This window comes from Pseudoclavibacter sp. VKM Ac-2867 (assembly GCF_015351275.1).
Lineage (GTDB): Bacteria > Actinomycetota > Actinomycetes > Actinomycetales > Microbacteriaceae > Pseudoclavibacter.
Map to the genome: position 1 here is coordinate 335,471 of NZ_JADKSL010000001.1, position 17,932 is coordinate 353,402.

Annotated in this window: 14 protein-coding genes; 6 read left to right on the forward strand and 8 right to left on the reverse strand. The window is 66.8% G+C overall.

What is annotated here, in order from left to right; all coding sequences use genetic code 11:
- Positions 1-18 precede the first annotated feature (18 nt).
- From ITJ67_RS01465 to ITJ67_RS01495, 7 genes are all read right to left on the reverse strand, one after another.
- Complete coding sequence (locus tag ITJ67_RS01465; protein ID WP_194676510.1) at positions 19-966, reverse strand: glycosyltransferase; 948 nt, start codon at positions 964-966, stop codon at positions 19-21.
- On the reverse strand, positions 963-2,246 hold the full coding sequence (locus ITJ67_RS01470; protein WP_194676511.1) for a hypothetical protein: 1,284 nt from the start codon (positions 2,244-2,246) through the stop codon (positions 963-965). Before ITJ67_RS01470 ends, ITJ67_RS01465 begins: the two co-directional genes overlap by 4 nt.
- Before the next feature lie 29 nt (positions 2,247-2,275).
- Positions 2,276-4,447 carry a glycosyltransferase gene (locus ITJ67_RS01475; RefSeq protein ID WP_194676512.1) on the reverse strand — a complete coding sequence of 724 codons (2,172 nt, stop codon included), beginning with the start codon at positions 4,445-4,447 and terminating at the stop codon, positions 2,276-2,278.
- A 4-nt stretch (positions 4,448-4,451) separates the two neighbouring features.
- Positions 4,452-6,266 (reverse strand): ABC transporter ATP-binding protein, encoded by a 1,815-nt coding sequence (locus tag ITJ67_RS01480; protein WP_194676513.1) that lies wholly within the window; start codon positions 6,264-6,266, stop codon positions 4,452-4,454.
- Between the two features lie 116 nt (positions 6,267-6,382).
- Positions 6,383-6,940: a glycosyltransferase gene (locus ITJ67_RS01485; protein WP_194676514.1), complete on the reverse strand. Its 558-nt coding sequence runs from the start codon at positions 6,938-6,940 to the stop codon at positions 6,383-6,385.
- Between the two features lie 434 nt (positions 6,941-7,374).
- Positions 7,375-8,208 carry a glycosyltransferase family 2 protein gene (locus tag ITJ67_RS01490; protein ID WP_194676515.1) on the reverse strand — a complete coding sequence of 278 codons (834 nt, stop codon included), beginning with the start codon at positions 8,206-8,208 and terminating at the stop codon, positions 7,375-7,377.
- Positions 8,209-8,419: 211 nt separating this feature from the next.
- Positions 8,420-9,481, reverse strand: a complete 1,062-nt coding sequence (locus tag ITJ67_RS01495) for an acyltransferase family protein (protein WP_194676685.1) — start codon at positions 9,479-9,481, stop codon at positions 8,420-8,422.
- 143 nt (positions 9,482-9,624) lie between these two features.
- On the opposite strand from ITJ67_RS01495, the gene ITJ67_RS01500 reads away from it, so the two are divergent.
- Positions 9,625-10,749, forward strand: a complete 1,125-nt coding sequence (locus ITJ67_RS01500; RefSeq protein WP_194676516.1) for a glycosyltransferase family 4 protein — start codon at positions 9,625-9,627, stop codon at positions 10,747-10,749.
- Between the two features lie 136 nt (positions 10,750-10,885).
- Positions 10,886-12,352: a hypothetical protein gene (locus ITJ67_RS01505; RefSeq protein ID WP_194676517.1), complete on the forward strand. Its 1,467-nt coding sequence runs from the start codon at positions 10,886-10,888 to the stop codon at positions 12,350-12,352.
- On the opposite strand, the gene ITJ67_RS01510 is transcribed toward ITJ67_RS01505, so the two are convergent.
- Entirely contained in the window at positions 12,336-13,025 is a 690-nt protein-coding gene (locus ITJ67_RS01510) for a hypothetical protein (protein WP_194676518.1), read from the reverse strand. The genes ITJ67_RS01505 and ITJ67_RS01510 overlap by 17 nt on opposite strands.
- Positions 13,026-13,510: 485 nt before the next feature.
- Between ITJ67_RS01510 and ITJ67_RS01515 the strand changes: the two genes are divergently transcribed.
- From ITJ67_RS01515 to ITJ67_RS01530, 4 genes are all read left to right on the forward strand, one after another.
- Positions 13,511-14,089, forward strand: a complete 579-nt coding sequence (locus ITJ67_RS01515) for a YdcF family protein (protein ID WP_194676519.1) — start codon at positions 13,511-13,513, stop codon at positions 14,087-14,089.
- A 102-nt stretch (positions 14,090-14,191) separates the two neighbouring features.
- The gene (locus ITJ67_RS01520) at positions 14,192-14,677 is read left to right on the forward strand and encodes a PH domain-containing protein (protein WP_160071012.1); all 486 of its coding nucleotides are present in this window, start codon (positions 14,192-14,194) and stop codon (positions 14,675-14,677) included.
- Entirely contained in the window at positions 14,677-17,178 is a 2,502-nt protein-coding gene (locus ITJ67_RS01525) for a PH domain-containing protein (protein WP_194676520.1), read from the forward strand. The genes ITJ67_RS01520 and ITJ67_RS01525 overlap by 1 nt, the downstream gene beginning before the upstream one ends.
- Positions 17,175-17,912, forward strand: coding sequence for a DUF2520 domain-containing protein (locus tag ITJ67_RS01530; protein WP_160071010.1), 738 nt, complete (start codon positions 17,175-17,177; stop codon positions 17,910-17,912). Before ITJ67_RS01525 ends, ITJ67_RS01530 begins: the two co-directional genes overlap by 4 nt.
- Positions 17,913-17,932 lie beyond the last annotated feature (20 nt).

Here is a 17,932-nt window from a genome sequence, read left to right on the forward strand (position 1 = left end):
GGCCGCGCATCCCTCGGATCAGCGTCGAAGGAGCTTGCGGATGCGATCCAGGGCGGCGTAGGAGACGCCCATCTTCGCAAGCCGCACGTATGCCTTGCCGACTCGGAGGCTCTGCGCACCCCGCACGTAGCTCCCCAGATAGGCGACCACGCGGGGCGTTGCTCCCTCGATGCGCCAGAGTCGGAGCGCCAGGCTCCAGAGGCGCGGGAACATGTCGGCGTCGATGGTCGATGAGATGCCCAACTGCTTCGCGAGGATCTGCAGATACGCCACCACGAACCGCGGGTTGTCGGTCTGGAACTGCTGGTGCCCCAGCGACGACCCGAGCTCACGGAAAGCCACGAGTGGCTCGTCCACGCACAGGAATTCGTGCCCGACAGCGAGGCGCAGCCACAGGTCGTGGTCCTCGAAGAAGAGCTCCGCGTCGTAGCCGCCCACGTCCCTGACCGCTTGAGTGCGCAGCATCACCGATGGGGCCGGGAGCCAGTTGTAGGCGCTCATCTCCGCGTAGACCTGGCCAGAGCGGTGCGTTGGCCAGTCGTAGGCGGTCTTGAAGTCCTCGTCGAGCTCACGATCTGCCTCGTCGACTCGGATCGCGTTCGAGTAGACGACGGCGGTCGTCGACGGAGCCGCGCTGATGGCGTCGAACTGACGTCGGATGCGGGTCGGGAGCATCCAGTCGTCGGCGGAGATGTAGGCGTAGTACTCGGTGTCGATGCTCGTGAGCGCCGTGTTGAGGCTCGTGCACAGACCTCGATTGACCTGGTTGCGTGTTACCTCGACCTGCAGGGCGCTCTTCGCGAGGTACCGTTCGGCGACCTCGGCGGTTCCACCCGCGGGGTCGTCGTCGACGAGGAGGATTCGAGCGGGCAACATCGTCTGCGCCTCGACGGACTCGAGCAAGGTCGTGACGTAGTGTTCGTGTTTATAGCCGACGATGACGAGCGTCAGCTCCTCGGCGATCACGGCGCGGTGCTCCTGTGGAGCGCTGCTATGGAGCCGGCAACCTCAGCGAGTGCCTTCGGCCAGGAGTCCGTGGTCTTCGGAACCGTCTCCGGCTCGCTTCCACCGGCGCTCGCGCAGCGGACGATCGCCTCCGCCATCGCGGCGACCGTGGGCTCGACGAGCGTGATCTTCTCGGAGTAGCGATCGAGGTTGGTCTTCGTCTCCCACGAGGTTGTGATCACGGCAGTCCCAAGGCGCGAGAACTCGAGCGTCGGGTAGTTCGGGTGCGGGGCCAGCATCGAGGAGATCGCGAGGTCAGCGGTGAGCGTGAACTGCTGGTAGTCCTCGAACGACATCTTGCCGAGGCGCTGCAGTTCCAGGCCGCTCTTGAGGCGGAGCGGCGGAATGGTCTGAGTTCCACCCAGCCACACGTCCCAGTTGTCGCGCAGCTCCGCACTCTCCTCGAAGGCCTTGTCGATCGCGAGCAGCCCCGTGTAGAAGAGGTTTCGCTCGGTCTCTGGTCGGGCGTAGAAGAACAGGCGCTTCTTCAGGGGTCGCTTGGCGGGCTGGGAGGCCCGGTCGGGAACACGCACTGCCGGTTCGAAGACCAGGGCCTCTTCGGCGACGCGTGCGTGGGTCGTCGTCCGGAAGTAGTCGTGCAGGATCGAGCTGTTGAGCACCGGCACGAACTTCGTCGACTCGTAGGTCGCTGACGCCCAGACCTGCTGATCGCCGTTGCTGTAGAAGATCGGCTCGTAGTCCTGGATGAGGTAGACGTAGGGTCGGTCGTGCTGGAGGCGATCCACGGCGAAGGCATCCCACCAGGCGCTGACCACCAGCAGATCGTCTGCGTGCAGGGGGAGCGATGCGCCCTCGGCCCTGCGGTTCGCCGCGTTCACGAAGCGGATGCGGGCTGCGTCGAAGTCGATGCCCTGGTTCTTGAGGAATCCGGCGACATCGGGGTCTTCTTCGAACGACGTCGTGTGCACCAGGCGCAGGTCGTAGTCGAGATCCTTGGCGATGGTGGCGCTCAGGTTGAGCAGCGTCGCGATCCCGCCGAAGAAGCCGCTGCTGTTGAAGAAGCCGAAGACGGTCACCGAGGGGCGCTGCGCGGGTTCCGGCGGAGCTGCGTGGAGTGGGCGGAAGGCGGCGAAGCGATTCGCCAGCAGCTCGTCCGGCGTGATCGTGGAGTCTCCACTCGCGTCGATGCGCTCGCTGATGCGGGCCTCGATTCCGGCGAATGCGTCCCGCGCCCTGCCGAGTGCACCCTTCGCGAGGTGCGCGGCCTTCCTGGTCCCCATCAACGCCACGGTTCGTGGTGTCCTCGACATCATCCTTGCCCCCCTTGGGTGTGCGTCGTCACTCGCGTTGCCTGCTTCGCCTGTTGGCGCGCCGTCCGCAGCAGCCCGAGTTCGTAGCGGAGGACCGCTCGCGCGTCGAGGTCTCGACCGGCGAGCTGGCGCGGCGCATTCGCGGCGAAGTTGACGAGGCTCGCGAGGGTCAGGGAAGCGGTGAAGGCGACGGAGCCGCCCCACTTGTTCGCGTACCGCTGCCTGGCGGTCACGAGCCACTGGCGCCGGTGGGAGGAGTCGGACGAGCCGCCGCCCACGTGCGTGATCTCGACCGCGTTGGCCACGTACGATGGCACTCCGCGAGCGGAGAGCCGCCTCTGCAGGTCCACCTCCTCGGAGGTCATGTAGTACTGCTCGTCGAATCCACCCACTGCGCGGAAGTCGTCCGTGGGAACGAGCATCGCCGCCCCGATGACCCAGTCGACCCGGTCGCTCCCCTCGGGCGAGAGGTCGGTCACGTGCCCGACCGCGCGGTGGAGTGCGGGAAGGTGGCGCCAACGGGCGAGGGGTGACAGCCATTCGACCACGTGGTGCCTGGTCCGAGGGAAAGATCGGGCAGTCCATTCGGGAGCACCGCTCGCTTTCAGCACTTGCGGGCTCACGACGGCGGTCGGGAGCGCCTTCGCGCTCGCGAGCAGATCGCGGATGAAGGTGGTGCCGATGTCGAGGTCGCTGTTGAGGACGAGCATGAGGTCGGTCGACACGAGCGCCGCCCCCGTATTGACGGCCGCCCCGAACCCTCCGTTCGCCTCGCGGCGGACCACTCGGACTCCCACCTGGTCCGGGAACGGGACCGGTGACGCGTCATCGGCGACGATGATCTCTGCGAGGCCCTCTTGAGGGCGCAGCTGCTCGATGAGGTTGAGCGTGTCAGTCGGGTCCCCGTAGTAGGGGATGACGACGGTCACTGCGTCGGTGACGAGTGCGGTGCGCTGCTCGTGCGGTGCGTAGATGCTCTTCACTGTCTCCTGGAACCGTTCTTCGCCGTAGGTGGCCGCGAGCTTCCCGGCGAGGTCCCGAGCCCGGCGGTCAGCAGCGGGCTGATCCCGCAGGATGCCGGTGACGGCCTGCGCGAAGGCGGCCGGGTCGTCGGTGACAGCCTCCAGCTCGTCGCTGTGGGCGACCCCTTCCGCTCCGACGGTGGTGGAGACCGTCGGGATCCCGTACGTCATCGCCTGGATGGTCTTGAACTTCACGCCGGACCCGGACAGCAGAGGTACCACGACCACCGAGGCATCCGCGTAGACGGGTGACAGGTCGTCGACGAATCCAAGCGCAGCAGCATTGGCGGCGCGCGAGACGAGCGGCGCCAGAGCTGCGTCCGGGTCGAGGCCGACCAGCTTCAGGCGCGCGTCCGGGACCGAGGCGAGGACGCTCGGCCACACGTGGTCGATGAACCAGGCAGCCGCATCGACGTTGACCTGTCGCGCGAAGTACCCGACGAACACGATCTCCGGGCTGCCGCCGAGCGTTTTGCGCTCCGGTAGCGAGACCGGGGCGAGCGGCGGGTCGATGACGCTCACGTCTGCCGCGCCGCGTTGCCTCAGGAGCTCCGCATCCTTCTCGTTGAGCGTGAGGACGCGATCGAGGTGGCGGAACGACCTGCGCTCGGCAGCGATGGCCAGGGCCTCCGCTCGACGCCAGCGGGCCGCATCCCCTTCTTCGGCGCGACGCGCGTACAGCTGCGAGAGCACGTCGTGGAAGGTGCCGAAGATCTTCGCCTTCGGGTTGAGGTGCCGGATGTGCGGGGCCAGACGAACGAACTCGAACCATTGCAGGTCCACGATGTCGGCGCTCGTGACGGACTCGCGGACCCGCTGATCGAGGTAGAGGCTCGCAAGGATGCCGAGTGGGGGCGATGCAGGATCGATACGCCTCCAGCCCCTCTCGACGATCCCGACGCCGCGCTGCAGCAGCCGCTGTCGTGCGCTGGAAGATGCCCACCGGCCGACCAGGTGCGCTGAGACGCGCGCGTCCGCATCCTCGAGCGCCTTCTGGTTCGCGAGATGGTCTGGAGCGATCACCTCGACCAGACCGCGTTCCGACAACGACTGCGTGAGGTGGTGGACGTACAGGCCCCCCGCGTGCCGAACACCCGGGTACGGGACGGCGCCGCCGAGCGTGACGACGCGCGTCGAGATGTCGACCACGGTGCTACTTCGCAGGCTCGTCTTCGGGGAGCTTGAGCAAGCCGAGCTCCACCTGGCGAGCGAAGTCGGCATTCGTTGATCGAACCTCCTCGAAGGAGCCGTAGCCGGCGAGCTTCCCGTCCTTCATGTACGCGAGCGCATTGGCCTCCTGGACTGTCGACAGGCGGTGAGCGACGATGACCACCGTCACCTCACCCTGGAGCCCCTCGATCGTCTCGATGATCTTGCGCTCCGTCTCGTTGTCGAGCGCGGATGTCGCCTCGTCGAGGACCAGGAGAGAAGGCCGACGGTAGAGCGCACGGGCGATGCCGACCCGCTGCCGCTGCCCGCCCGAGAGACGAGACCCTCGTTCTCCGACCGAGGATTCGAGGCCCATGTCGAGAGAATCGACGAGGTCGTCCAGCTGAGCGCGGCGCACGACATCGAGGAGGAGTTCCTCGTCGATGTCTTCCGGGGCGCTGTCGAAGGCGATGTTCTCGCGCAGGGAAGCGTCGAGCAGGTACACGTCTTGAGGAACCATGGCGACGTTGTGCTGCCAGGCTGCGATGAGCTCGTCCGTGAGGGGGCGCCCGTCGACGAGGAACTGACCACCCGTCGGGCGGTGCAGGCCGAGGATCAGGTCGACCAGGGTGCTCTTGCCGGCTCCGCTGGAGCCCACAAGCGCGAGTGACGTGCCGTAGGGGATCTCCAGCGAGATCTGCGACAGGACATCCTTCGATGCGTCTGTGTATCTGAAGGAGAGATCCTGCATCTTGATCACGTTCTCGAAGTCGACGGCGTGTGCTGCCGTGACAGCGAGCAGCTCGTTGTCTTCGTAGTGCTTCGCGAGCTTGAGCTCAGAGGAGACCTCGGTGAGGGCAGGGCCGCCTACCCGCATGTTGGCGACCGAGACCAGCAGCCGTGACATCGACGGGAGGAGTCGGAACCCGGCTGCGGCGACCAGCCCGATCGAGCTGACCGCGGTGATGCCGCCGCCGGTGCCGAGGAGGAAGAGGATGAGGCCACCGAGGCCCACGATGAAGAGGATCTCCAGCAGGTATTTTGGGATCTCGCCAAGGAACCCGACCATGCGAGTCGCCTGTGCGTGTTCGAGCTCCACATCCTCGAATGCGCCCACGAAGTGCGGCTGGGCGCTGCGGATCTTGATCTCTTTGACTCCGCCGATTGCGTGGAACGCCGCCGTGTAGCCGCGCTTCGCGGCCTCCATCTTCATGCGGCCGGCGGCTTCTGCCCGCGGCCGGATGACTCGGGAGAAGACCAGCATTGCCAAGCCGAAGTACGCGAGGGCCATGAGCGATGGGATGGGCATGATGACCAGCATGGAGATGAGGAGCGCGAGGATCGTGATCGCATCGGTGATCGCGTTGAGGGCGGCGATGACGCCAAGCGAGTAGAGCTGGCCGACCGAGACACCCATGGTGCGCAGCAGGTCAGCCGTGCCGCGGCCGAGATGGAGGCTGTACGGCGCGTAGAGGTAGTAGCGCAGGAGCCGTGTGGCGGTATTGACCTGCTCCCTGGCGATGAAGCCGAGCATCCACCAGCGGAACGCGATGCTGAAGATGTCTTTGGCGACGAAGCCGACGACCACACCGCCGAGCAGGATGAGCACCATGGCTTCCGGCGACGGGTTGCCGAGGAAATCGGAGACGACGCCAAGCATGCCGCTGTCGGTCGGTCCGCCGACCAGCAGCGCCAGGAGGGGCCCAACGAGGAGGACTGAGCCTGTCTCTCCAAGAGCGACGATGATCGATCCCACGAGTCCCACTGCGAGCTTGGCGCGGGCGCTTTTGGAAAAAATGAGCAGTAACTTCTCGCGCAAGATCGAGTTCACCTCAGGTCGTCAGAGAGTACGCAGCGACTCAACGTACGTGCGGGATCGAGCGTAGCACCGCGCTTGCCACCGGAGTGGGTTGCAGGAGCAGAATACGGCGACGCTCACGGAGATTCCCGCAGTCGCTTGCGCAAGATCGCGATTCCGACCCTGAACCGGTTCAGGAGCGTCGTGAGCGGAGATCGGGGAGCGCGGGCAGTGGCGTCGATGAGGTCCGACCAGGCTGCAGTGAGGCGTTCGGTGCTGAGCTCGTCACGACGCTCCGCGATGTTGGCGAGCAGGCGCTTCCGGAGTTCCGGTTCGTGCTGCAGCCGTTCGACGACAGCGGGGACGTCGCGGGCGGATTCGACTATGAAGCCATCCTCGCCATGACGGATCAAGGACCGGTAGGCGAGCTCGTCCCCGGTGATCGGGATGGTCCCTGCCGACCAGGCGTTGACCAGCTTGGTCGGCGGCTTCCTCAAGTCCAGTGCTTCCTCGCCCGAACGGCGGAAGCAGAGCGTGACGTCGGTCTCCGAGAAATCGTGCCAGCGCTGATCTGAGCCGTCGACGTCCGCCGGAGCATCGATGTCGAGCGCGCAGCCGATCTCCCGAAGGCGGTCCGCGAATTCCGGGGCGAGGATCTCGTCTGGAATGTTGCCAGGATTCGCTTTGAGTCCCACGTTTGTGATGCCATCTCGCGCAGTGTTCCTCGCGACGAGACCCCGTTGCGGAAGCGCGGGCAAGTAGATGCTCGCGCTCCCGTAGCGATCAGTCCAGAATGACGAGGCATTGGGGACCGCGACGGAAGTCGGTGTATACGGACAGTCGATCGCTGGACTCACATCGCTCCTGATCATGAGCAGCCGGAACGGCGCGACAACCCAGGCGAATTTGAGGAATGCGAATTCAGTGGCGAATGCGACGACCACATCGGCATCCCCGGGTATATCCGGGCCAATCGTCACGTTCGCGCCCAGATCCCTGAGGCGCGCGAACAATTCGAAGACATTGTGCCCTGCGCCATGTGCGAATCGCTGCGGGTCGGAATCGGGATCCCAAGCGACGATTTCACGCGCAGTTTCAGGCGAGCGGGCAAAGAAGTGCGTTCGCGTAGTCATGATGTGCTCTCTGCTGGGAAATCGTCAGGCCAATGCGTCCACGTCGACGGTTCGATCCGTGCCAGAGAGCCACGCGCCTTGTATCCGAAATCGAGCTCTGTCTCTACCCCCAGGGCGATCGACGCCCAGATCTCGTCGATCGCGGACTCCTTCGCCTCGGACATCTCGCCCCAGTGCCCGTCGAAACCGACCTCGGCGCCGGTCGCTTCGATAGCGGCCCATCCTTGGGTGACCTTCATGCGCATCTGCTCCTTCGACCGCCAAGGGATGTGCAGCATGTTGATCTCGTTGGACTTTCGGCCGAGGACGTTCACTGTGTGGTTTCCGTTCGCGAGCCTGGCGACTGGGTGGCTGCGAAAACAGCACTGCGTGAAGTCGTGCCGCACCGTGTCGACGCGATACGGCCCGGGCTCGCCGTCGATCGGGTAGGCGTTGAAGATGTTCGCGTCGATGATGCTCGATGGGGATGCGGCCAGGTGGTCCCGCAGAGTGCCGGCGGGTGCGTACCAGAGCTCATCGGCATCGAACGGGACCACCCAGTCGGCGCCCCCGCGCCACGCTGCCCGCGCCAGGAACGACATCTTCTCGCCTTGGTGGTACGCCGTGAGTCGGTCTTCGATGACGATGATCGGCAGCTCCTCGGCGAGTCGCCGCAGCAGCTCCAGGGTCCCGTCTGTCGAACCGTTGTCCGCGACGAGGACTCGCTCGGCCCCCTGGTCCACGAAATGGCGCACCGAGAGCTCGATGATATCGATCTCGTTCTTGACGAGGGTGACAGCCCAGAAGCTGCCCTTTTTCCGCGGGCGCCAGAGCGGGAGTCTCCCCACCATGTGGGCATTCACCTGCCGGTGGATTGCTCTGAGCTTCGGGTTGCGCATCCGCCCCAACTCGCGTCGGTAGATACCGAGTCGCTTTCTTGCTCCTCCGCCATTCAACATCTGCTCTCCCCGATCTGCATTGGTCTATCCCCGTCGTCAACCGGCACCAGAATACTCAGCGAATGCGACCTGGCGAAGTCTTGCCAGAGCGTCGCTCTCGGCCTCATTGCAGGTTGTCCCTTGCTTTATCGCGCAATTGGAGAAGTGTCCGTCGCCACGAGGCGCTCATCCTGGACTCCGCGACAGCGTGCAATCCCCACGCGAGCACTACCGCGACCGCGGTGGCCGCCAACGTCGCGAGGTCGCGTCCGATGAGTGGCCAGAGGAGATCGATCGTCGCGTAGCCGACGACGACGTGCACGATGTAGAGCGAGTAGCTGATTTTTCCGAGCCAGAGCAGGGGACGCAGTCGAAGCGGAGGAGTCGATGTGCGCAGCGCGACGAAGGTGAAGAAGACGCCGATGCCGGCGACGATCGCGGCGTAGCTCGACGAGTGGAGCAGGTAGGCCGACACGACGACCGCCAGGAAGGCCGGGATCGTCAGCCATTCGAACCGCTGGTTCCTGCGGGCCATGAAGAGCAGCATTCCGAGGCAGAAGAGGGGGCCGTACTCCGCGAGGGTGACGTTGACCATCGCACGGACCAGCACTGGCGCGGCCGTGATGTCGACGCCAGGGGCGAAGAGCGCCGCCGTGACAGCCGAGGCGACGGCGATGGCGAGCCAGGCCGCCACCAGCCATCGCAGGAGCACGTCCGTCAGTCTGCACTTGGTGAGGAGGAGCACGAGGAAGACGATGATGTAGAACTGCATCTCCACCGCAAGCGTCCAGAAGGCGCCGTTGACGTCCGGAACCAGCAGCAGTCGCTGGATCATCGTGAAGTTGAGGAGCATCTCGAGCGGCGTCAACTGCGTTCCTGGAACGTTCGCAAGCGCGCCCACGGCGATCGAGATGACAACGGCTATCCAGTAGGCCGGGTAGAGACGGGTGAATCGTGAGATTGCGAAGTCTGATGCCCGCTTGGCTCGATCAGCGGTCATGAGGATGACGAACCCGCTGATGAGGAAGAAGAGCTGAACTCCGAACTGGCCGTACTGCAGCTCGATGGAACTGCCCGGCGCCGTCGGGTAGTGCTCGGAGAACGTGGTCGTGAAGTGCCCGACGACAACTGCAGCGGCTGCAAGGCCGCGCAGGCCATCGAGTTCAACGAAGCGTGTCGATGAGATAGAGCCCCCCCCCTAAAAAAAGAACCTGCGCCATAAGGGGGGTGAGCGCGTATGCGCACTCAGGGTGAAACCTGGTGCGAAACAGTATGCAATCGAGTATACGGGATGGGAAGAAAAGCCCTCAGTGTCCTTAGGCTGACATCGTGAACGACAACGTCACCATCCTGGGCCTCTTCGACCACGACGGGCTGCCCTCCATCACTTCGGGGACTTCGCCCGGCGATCAGCTGCGAGGACCCTACTGTGCTGAGCTGCTCGGCCAGTACGCCAACTTAGCCACAGTTCGCATGGCGACCTCTCGGGTGCACCGCAAGGTCAAGGCCGTCGTCGAGCACCGAACGGGTGTTCCCGCCGACCTCGCGATCCGGGGCCTGGCCACGGCGCGGCGGGCGGATGCTGTCCTGGCGATCCTCGAAGACAAGTCGGTGCTTCCAGCCGCGCTCAAGCGCCGGGGCCTGAGTGCATACGCCAAGACGCGGCTCGCCGTCGTCTCCTGCTGGTGGGCGGAGGAACTGAAGACCGGCTCGTCTTCGCGGCGCCAGGAGATCGCGCGAACGGTGGCGGGTGTGGATCGGATCTTCGTCTTCTCACGGAACCAAGCCGAGCTCTTCGCTCAGACCGGCGCCGGCGCGAAGGTCGCTCCCATCAACTTCGGGGTCGAGCACACGAAGTACGTGCCGGACGCCTCGGTAGAGCAGCGCTTCCAGGTCTTCAGCGGAGGCCTCGATGCTGGCCGCGACTTCGAGACCCTCGTCGAGGCGGCACGGCTCCTCCCGCACATCGACTTCCACCTCGTCTCGCATCTCGACAGGTTCCAGCACATGGAACTTCCGGACAACGTCACGACGAGCGGACCCTCTGACGGGCCGGCGCACCGGCATAATCTCCTTGCAGCCCAGCTCGTCGTCATCCCGACCCACGATCTCGCGTACCCCACTGGCCAGAGCGTGCTGCTCGAGGCCATGTCCTCGGGCAAGGCCTGCGTCGTGACCGAGACGGAGGCGATGCGCGAGTACATCGACGAGGGTGTGAGCAACTTCGGCATGCCCCTCCACGACCCGCAGGGGGTTGCCGCGGTGATCGAGAGAGTTCTCGCCCGACCAGCCGAGCTGCTCGAGGTGGGCCGCAGGGCGCGAGCTGCCGTCGAAGACCGGTACACCTTCGATCAGATGTGGCAGTCGATTGCCAAGCAGCTCGAGCGCGATCGGGTGGAGAACTCGTCCGGTGCTGTTTCCGACTCCCCGGAAACGGGGCGGAATACGGCGTAGTCGCCCCGACTGGCCATCTGTCAGGACGATTCCCGGCCAGGGCGTGGCAAGGCCCTGGCCGTCGTCTCGGTGCACCCCGATGCTTGACGAGGATCCCTGCGCCGGGCAGCGCGCAGGCGCACCACCAGGGGGACACATGCGAACTGCACACATCGTCGCCGTCATGCTCACCGTCGTAGCGCTCATCGGAGCCGGGACCGCGACGCCAGCCAGTGCCGCGACCGTGATCAGCGACACGGGGCCGCTGACGTCACTCACGACGACAACGGATCTCAGCTGCGGCGCAACGGTCTCGGGAACGCCAGACGCGCCGCTCTTCGGGCTTGGCGCGAGCTGTCTGACCGCAGTAGCCGCAGGAGGCACGCTCAATGTGCCCGCCGACTTCTGGCTGAGCGGGCTCGCGGGCGAGGAAGCCAGTGCGCACCAACGGGGGTGGTCTCCGCTCTCCCAGACGAGCACCGGCAGCGGCACCCAGGTCGACCCTTTCCAGATCACCACGGTCGTGCACGGCGACCTCCTCCAGCTCACCCAGGTGGACACCTACGTCTCCGGCGGCTCCTCGTCCACCACGTCGATCGAGGTCACCAGTCTCGCGACCGAGCGGCTCACCCCGATCGTCTACCGCATCGCGGACTGCACCCGTCCGGAGACAGGATCCCTCGCCTACTCGGAACCACCGACGGGTGACGGGTCGATCCTCTGCCGAAGCGTCGAGGGCATCCCGACCGGACCTTGGGGGCAGGGCACCACGGCGGGCGACGACTACGCGCAGCTCATCCCGCTCACCGAGGGCAGCCGGTTCGCGATCGACCAGGGCAGGGGAGTCGGCGTCTCCATGGGCCTGCAAGTCGAGTTCATGGACAGCGCGACGTTCGCTGGCCACGCAAGAGACCACGTCATGGGCTTGAGCTGGATGCTCGATCTCGAGCCGGGCGCCTCCTCCACGGTCGCCCTCCAGACGCACTACTCCGCGCAGGGCGAGCGGGCGGTTCCGGTCCATGTGAACTCGGCGCCAGGCGCTCCGGGTGAGAACACGGTGACAGCGACCTTCGGCGCAGCGGATGCGCCGATCGCGATGTCCGGGGCACCGAGCATCCGGATCCCCGCCGGAGCGAGCTACGTGCAGGGCTCATCGACCGTCGGCGAGCCGACGAACATCGGAGATCTGCTCGTGTTCACCGTGCCTGTCGGGACGACCGACACGAGCTTCTCGTTCCGCATCCGCGCCGCAGCGGGTGGAGTCAGTGGTGCGGTGACGCTCTCCGGATCCACGATGGGTGGCACCGACTTCATCCGGGCCTCCGCTCTCGTCGAGATCGCTCCGACGGCATCGCCCACTCCCACGGCGGCGGTCCCTGGGGTACCGATTGCGGCGCCGTCCGCATCGGCCAGCACGTCCACCTCGATGGGGCCGGAGGCGGACGCTTCCGACTCGGCTCCCGACCCGGCGGTTCCCGCGTCGACACCGAAGGCGAACGCTCTCGCAGCGACCGGCGCCGACGGCGTCTGCGGCGGGGTGGGTTTGGTGGCAGGTCTTCTCCTGCTCGCCCTTGTCGCAGGCGCCGCGCAGGCATTGCCCAAAAGATCTAGAAGAACATCGTGAAGGTCAGGCGCAGCGTTTCCTCCGTGAGGACGGCAGCCGACGAGAGCCCCGCGGAAGCGAGCAGGGCACCGGGGTGCGCGAACCCGACGACGACGTGGCGCAACCTCGGGAACTCGGCCAGGAAGGTACCCGGCACACGCGAGCGCTTCAGAGACGGGTGCTCGCGCCATCCGCGGAGCTTGGCGAGGAACCAGGCGCAACGAAGCAGGAAGACGAGCCAGATCGCCAGCACGACCGGGAGCATGAGGCCCGCGAAGAGCTGTATGCCCGAGTAGGTGATCTCGTCTTCGCGGTTCTCTGCCATGAGCTGCAGCAGCGTCGAGAGGCTCGCGCTCATCACCACCGAGATGGTCCACGCCGCGAACCCGACGACGAGCGTCACGAAGCGCACGAAGAAGTGCCCGAACACCGAGTCGTGCTCGTCGAGGTGGCTGCGAGGAGTGCGGAGGAGGAGGGCGACCGTCGCCGTCAGCGAGGGTAGTGATCCCACCACGACGACCGCCACCCATACGGGAATCGGCCAATCGGCGACCCACCCCAGGATCGTCGCAGACGCGAGGAGCACGAACCACGCCCAACTCCAGCGCAATGGATGCTCGACGAGCGAGGCGGGAAGTCGCCGCTCGACAGCTTCGAGGAAGCGTCGCGGAGGCGGCTCCGGCGGGGGATTCATGGGCCCAATGCTATTGCCCGCCACGGGCGACGAAGATGGTGCTCCGCCCTCGGCTCCTGCGGGACGGCACCTGCGGGGCGGTGACGTTCGGACCGGTCACCCGGTCGCCGCATCCACAGGGGAGCTCCTCCCGCCCCTGGACCGAACCAATTCGAGTAGGGTCGGGTATTCGGAAGGTCGGAACTCGACGGGGGTCAGTCGCCGGCCGACCTGGTGCGCGGGAGACACCCCGCGCAGGAAGCAAGGGGGAACGACGATGTCCACTTACGAATCAGATACAGAGCCGGAGAGTGGCGCTGAACGGCGCAGTCTGCTGGGCGCCGTCGCCTGGGCCACTCCGATCATCGCCATCGCCATTGCGGCGCCCGCTCGGGCCGCGTCAGACCATGAGTCGCCGGCCTGAGGGGTACCTGCTCGGACGGGGCGCGGCGCTGAGACGCGGCGCACGGGGGAAGTGGTTCTCGCCGCTCACGTAGCCTGTGCTCGTGAGTGGAAGCAGAACAGGGGTGGTGCGACGGGCGGCGCCCATCGCGGGCGTGGTGCTTGCCCTCATCATCGTCGTCATCGCGGCCGGGCTGCCCCTCTTCGTCTTCCCCTCCACGGATGAACCCCGAGACGTCGACGCCATCATCGTCCTCGGCCCGCCGCGCGAGGCGCGCATCCAGGCCGCCCAGCAGCTGCTCGCCGACGGCTACAGCGACACGATCGTCATCGCCGTCGACGACTACGGCATCGACTCCGCCATCAACATCCACGCGTGCGAGGTCGGGGCGGACGACGCGCCCACCGCGCCCGTCACCCGCTGCCTCATCCCGGAGCCCTTCACCACGGCAGGCGAAGCGCTCATGGTCAAGCGGTTGGCCGCAGCGGAAGGATGGGAGTCGGTCATGATCGTCACGAGCACCACCCACATCTCCCGCGCGCGCATGATCTTCACCGACTGCCTGGGCGGGGGAGTGCTCGCCACGGACGACGGCGTCGGTATCGGCGACTCCAACTGGGCCTGGCAGTACCTGTACCAATCGGGGGCATTCATCAAGGCGCTGGTCGCGCCGACCTGCTGACACCGACGGCTCAGTTCAGCTGATGCCAGGCAGGGCGACCCGACATGTCGGTCGTTCTCGATACGGTAGGCGCATGACGACACGTCGCAACGAGGGGGCAACATGACCGCGCTTGACCACACCACCGTGCAATGGCGCAGGGTTTCCGCGAAGTACATCTGGTCTGAACTCCTCGGCGCGTTCTTCTGGGCGCTGGTTTCGCTCGCGGGAGTCATCGCTCTCCTCGTGATCCCGGACGTGTCGAATTGGATCGCCTTGGCCCCCGGTGCCATCCTCCTGCTGATCCTCATATCCATCCCCTTCGAATGGCGCCGCGTGCGGGCCATCGGCTACCAGCTGCGCCAGGACGACCTCGTCTTCCGTCGCGGTCTCTTCTGGAGCCGCATGGTCGCCATCCCCTACGGTCGTCTGCAGCTGGTCGACATCCAACGCGGCCCGGTCACCCGCATCTTCGGGCTCTCCTCGCTGAAGGTCGTCACCGCCGCCGCCATCACCAACGTGACCATCCCCGGCCTCGACTGGCGGGATGCCGAGAAGCTCCGGGACGACCTCGTCGCGCTCGCCGAGACTCGTCGAGCAGGTCTCTGATGAGCGCCCACCTCCCACCGCAGTCTCCGGGCGCGCAGTTCGGGGGTCCGCCGCCTGGGCCGCCGCAGGGACAGGCTCCGGGGCCGGCGCTCGGACAGGGCTCCGACCTGATCGACGGCGAGTGGCATCGACTCCACCCGCTCACACCGCTCCTCAAAGTCGGCGTGTTCGTCATCGCGATCGGCGCCTTCCTCATCAACCAGTCCTGGCAGACGATCACGAGCTTCATCTTCCCGCAGCTCGATGAGTACAGCGGCGCCGAGTACGACCCCACTCGCATGGTCTTCGAGAACCAGACCTGGCTGCTCTGGGCCGCGCTCGGGACGCTCCTCGTCATCGTCCTCCTGGGGCTCTTCAGCTACCTCTCCTGGCGCTTCGCGCAGTTCCGGGTCAGCGACACCACGATCGAGCTGCAGAGCGGCGTGCTGTTCCGGAAAAGCCGTCAGGCAAGACTCGATCGAGTGCAGGACATCAACATCCAGCGACCACTCGTCGCGAGAATCGTCGGCGCGTCCAAGATCGAGATCGGCGTCGCCGGCGAGAACGCGAACATCCAGCTCGTCTACGTGCGAACCCGTGACGCCGACGGCATCCGCGCCGGCATCCTGCAGCGCGCATCGGGGGCGAAGCGCAACGAGCGCGCGGCTCACGGCCAGTCGTTCCCCAGCTCCGCGCAGCACGGCGCGGCAGGCGTGAACGGCGGCATGCACATGCCGGCGAGCGCAGGCCAGCCCAACGGTGCAGGCCCAGCCGGTGCGGTCGGGCAGGCTCCGGCGCAACGCCCGCCGACCGCAGAACAGCTTCGCACCAGGGCCTCTGAGTTCTTCGCGCAGCGAGTCGAGGAGCTCACGAGCCCCGAGCTGGCCCCCGGAGAAGCTGCACCGCAGTCGGTGGTGCGCCTCCCTCCCTGGCGCCTCGTCGTCGCCAACCTCGTCAACCCGTGGCTCGTCGTCATCGTCGTCGCGCTCGTCGCAGGGCTCGTCGTCACCTTCACCTTCGGGTTCTGGTGGCTGCTCTTCTCGATCCTGCCCCTTGGTGCGGTGTTCTTCGCCGTCACCGCCGGTCAGATCCTGCCATCCCTCAACTACAGCATCGCCGCGACGCCCGACGGCGTGCGCGTCGGCCGAGGCCTCCTCACCACGAGCAACGACACGGTCCCGCCCGGCCGGATCCACGCCGTGCAGGTCTCCCAGCCTCTCTTCTGGCGCCCCTTCGACTGGTGGATGGTCCGCATCACGCGCGCAGGCACCGAGCAGGTCTCCTCCGACGGCTCGCAGAACCAGGCAGCGCTCACCCGCAACCTCGTGCTCCCTGTCGGCACGCGAGCTGAGACCGAGCGAGTGCTCGCGCTGCTCCTCCCGATGCTCGTCAACGACGAGGTGCGCCGTCTCATCGAGCTCGGCATGTACAGCAAGGGCGACGACGACTACTTCGTGACGGCTCCCAAGCGCGCGGCGTGGATGCGTCCCTTCTCATGGCGGCGACACGGGTTCCGCCTCGATAGTCGCGCCCTCTACCTGCGCTTCGGTGCCTGGTCACGCAAGCTCACCATCGTGCCAGCCGAGCGGATGCAGTCCATCGGACTCGACCGCGGCCCGATCGGCTACTTCGCGAACGTCGTCAACCTCCACGCGCACACCGTGCTCGGCATGGGCGTCACGACTCGCATCGGCATGGTCGACGGCGACATCGGCGTTCGACTCTTCGACGATGTCTCCGCTGTCGCCATCCGCGCCGCGAGCCTCGACACGTCCCACCGCTGGCGCGAGGCCGCGACGCTCAGCGCCATCGCGACCGCCCGCATGCGCGTCGCCGATGCGGAGAGCCGCGGCACCGCCGTCGACAGCCAGACGATCGCCGTGCTGCAGGCCGAACGCGAGTACCAGCAGGCGCTCGCTCAGAGCGGCGTGGACGGCACGTCCACACCACCCGTCGCGGAACCGTCCGCCGCTCAGCGGGCCACGCCCGCGCCCGATCTTTCGAGGATCCCGGCGCAGTTCGGCTCCGCCAGCTCAGCAGGATCCACGCCCTCTGCTGGCGTCAGCCCTTCTGCTCCCCCCGAAAGCGTCGGCCTGCCCGCGACGGCTCCCCAACCTCCCGCGGCTGCGGCACCCATGCCCTCGTCCATCGGTCCCGTGCCAGGAGCGCCGGCAAACGGCGCTTGGGCTCCCGTCTCCTGGGAACCCGTCGCCGCGCCGCCGGCATCGCATGACTCCTCGATCGACACGACCCCGACTCCCATCCAGTCGCCGGCGACGATCGGCCCCGCACCCGCGCCCGCGCCCGCACCCGCACCCGCGCACCGCCCGCCAGCCGAGCGCGAGGCGGCGCCCACGGCGGCGCCGCAGACCGAGAGCGCCCAGGTCCAAGAGCCGTCGGTTGTTCCCGATCAGCCGCAGCCGCTGACCCGACGTCAGCTGCGGGAACAGCGGGATAACGGCACCGCCCCGGACCAGCAACCGGGTCACGACAGCAGACAGGCTCCGGAGGGCAACGCATGAGCACACGTGAGGGACGGCTCGGCATAGGACTCGTGGGCGACTCGCCCACAGGTCTCATCGTCGCAACGGCACTCGCCGGAGCCGGGCACGCGCTGGTCGGCGTCGCCACCGAGTCCGCCGAAGCGACCGAGCGCGCATCCGCCATGCTCCCCGGCGCCCCCAACCTCACCCAGCGGCAGGCCATCGAGCGCAGCGAGCTCGTGATCCTCGCCTTCGACGAGGACGAGCTCGAAGCGCGCGTCCTCGAGCTCTCCAAGAGCAAGGCGTGGGTCGCAGGTCAGCTGGTCCTGCACACCGTCGCCGGGCGAGGGACCGCCGTGCTCGGCACGGCCCTCGACCGAGGCGTGATCCCGCTCGCCGTGCATCCCGCGATCGAGATCACCGGGACGAGCCTCGACCTGCACCGCCTCAAGGAAGCCTGGTGCGCAGTGACCGCGCCGCGGCCGGTGCTGCCCATCGCGCAGGCCCTCGTCGTCGAGATCGGCGCGGAGCCGGTCGTCATCGCCGAGCAGGACCGCCCAACCTATGCGGAAGCGCTCCACACCGCGACGGAGTTCACTCGCTCCATCGTCAAGCAGGCCACAGAGCTGCTCACCGGAATCGGGGTCGAGAACCCGGGCTTCATGCTCTCCAGCCTCGTCCGCTCGGCCGCAGACAACGCCCTCGCCGACGCCACCCCGCAACGCCTCGACCCGCTCGACGGTACGCTTCCTGAGGCGGACCCGCGCTCGTAGCGGCAGCCGCAGGTTCCGAG

Bases quoted from the DNA above. Each gene is read 5' to 3' on its own strand.
- ITJ67_RS01470 (WP_194676511.1), bottom strand. From the start codon at position 2,246: ATGGGGACCAGGAAGGCCGCGCACCTCGCGAAGGGTGCACTCGGCAGG.
- ITJ67_RS01490 (WP_194676515.1), bottom strand. From the start codon at position 8,208: ATGGTGGGGAGACTCCCGCTCTGGCGCCCGCGGAAAAAGGGCAGCTTC.
- ITJ67_RS01505 (WP_194676517.1), top strand. From the start codon at position 10,886: ATGCGAACTGCACACATCGTCGCCGTCATGCTCACCGTCGTAGCGCTC.
- ITJ67_RS01510 (WP_194676518.1), bottom strand. From the start codon at position 13,025: ATGAATCCCCCGCCGGAGCCGCCTCCGCGACGCTTCCTCGAAGCTGTC.
- ITJ67_RS01520 (WP_160071012.1), top strand. From the start codon at position 14,192: ATGACCGCGCTTGACCACACCACCGTGCAATGGCGCAGGGTTTCCGCG.
- ITJ67_RS01525 (WP_194676520.1), top strand. From the start codon at position 14,677: ATGAGCGCCCACCTCCCACCGCAGTCTCCGGGCGCGCAGTTCGGGGGT.
- ITJ67_RS01530 (WP_160071010.1), top strand. From the start codon at position 17,175: ATGAGCACACGTGAGGGACGGCTCGGCATAGGACTCGTGGGCGACTCG.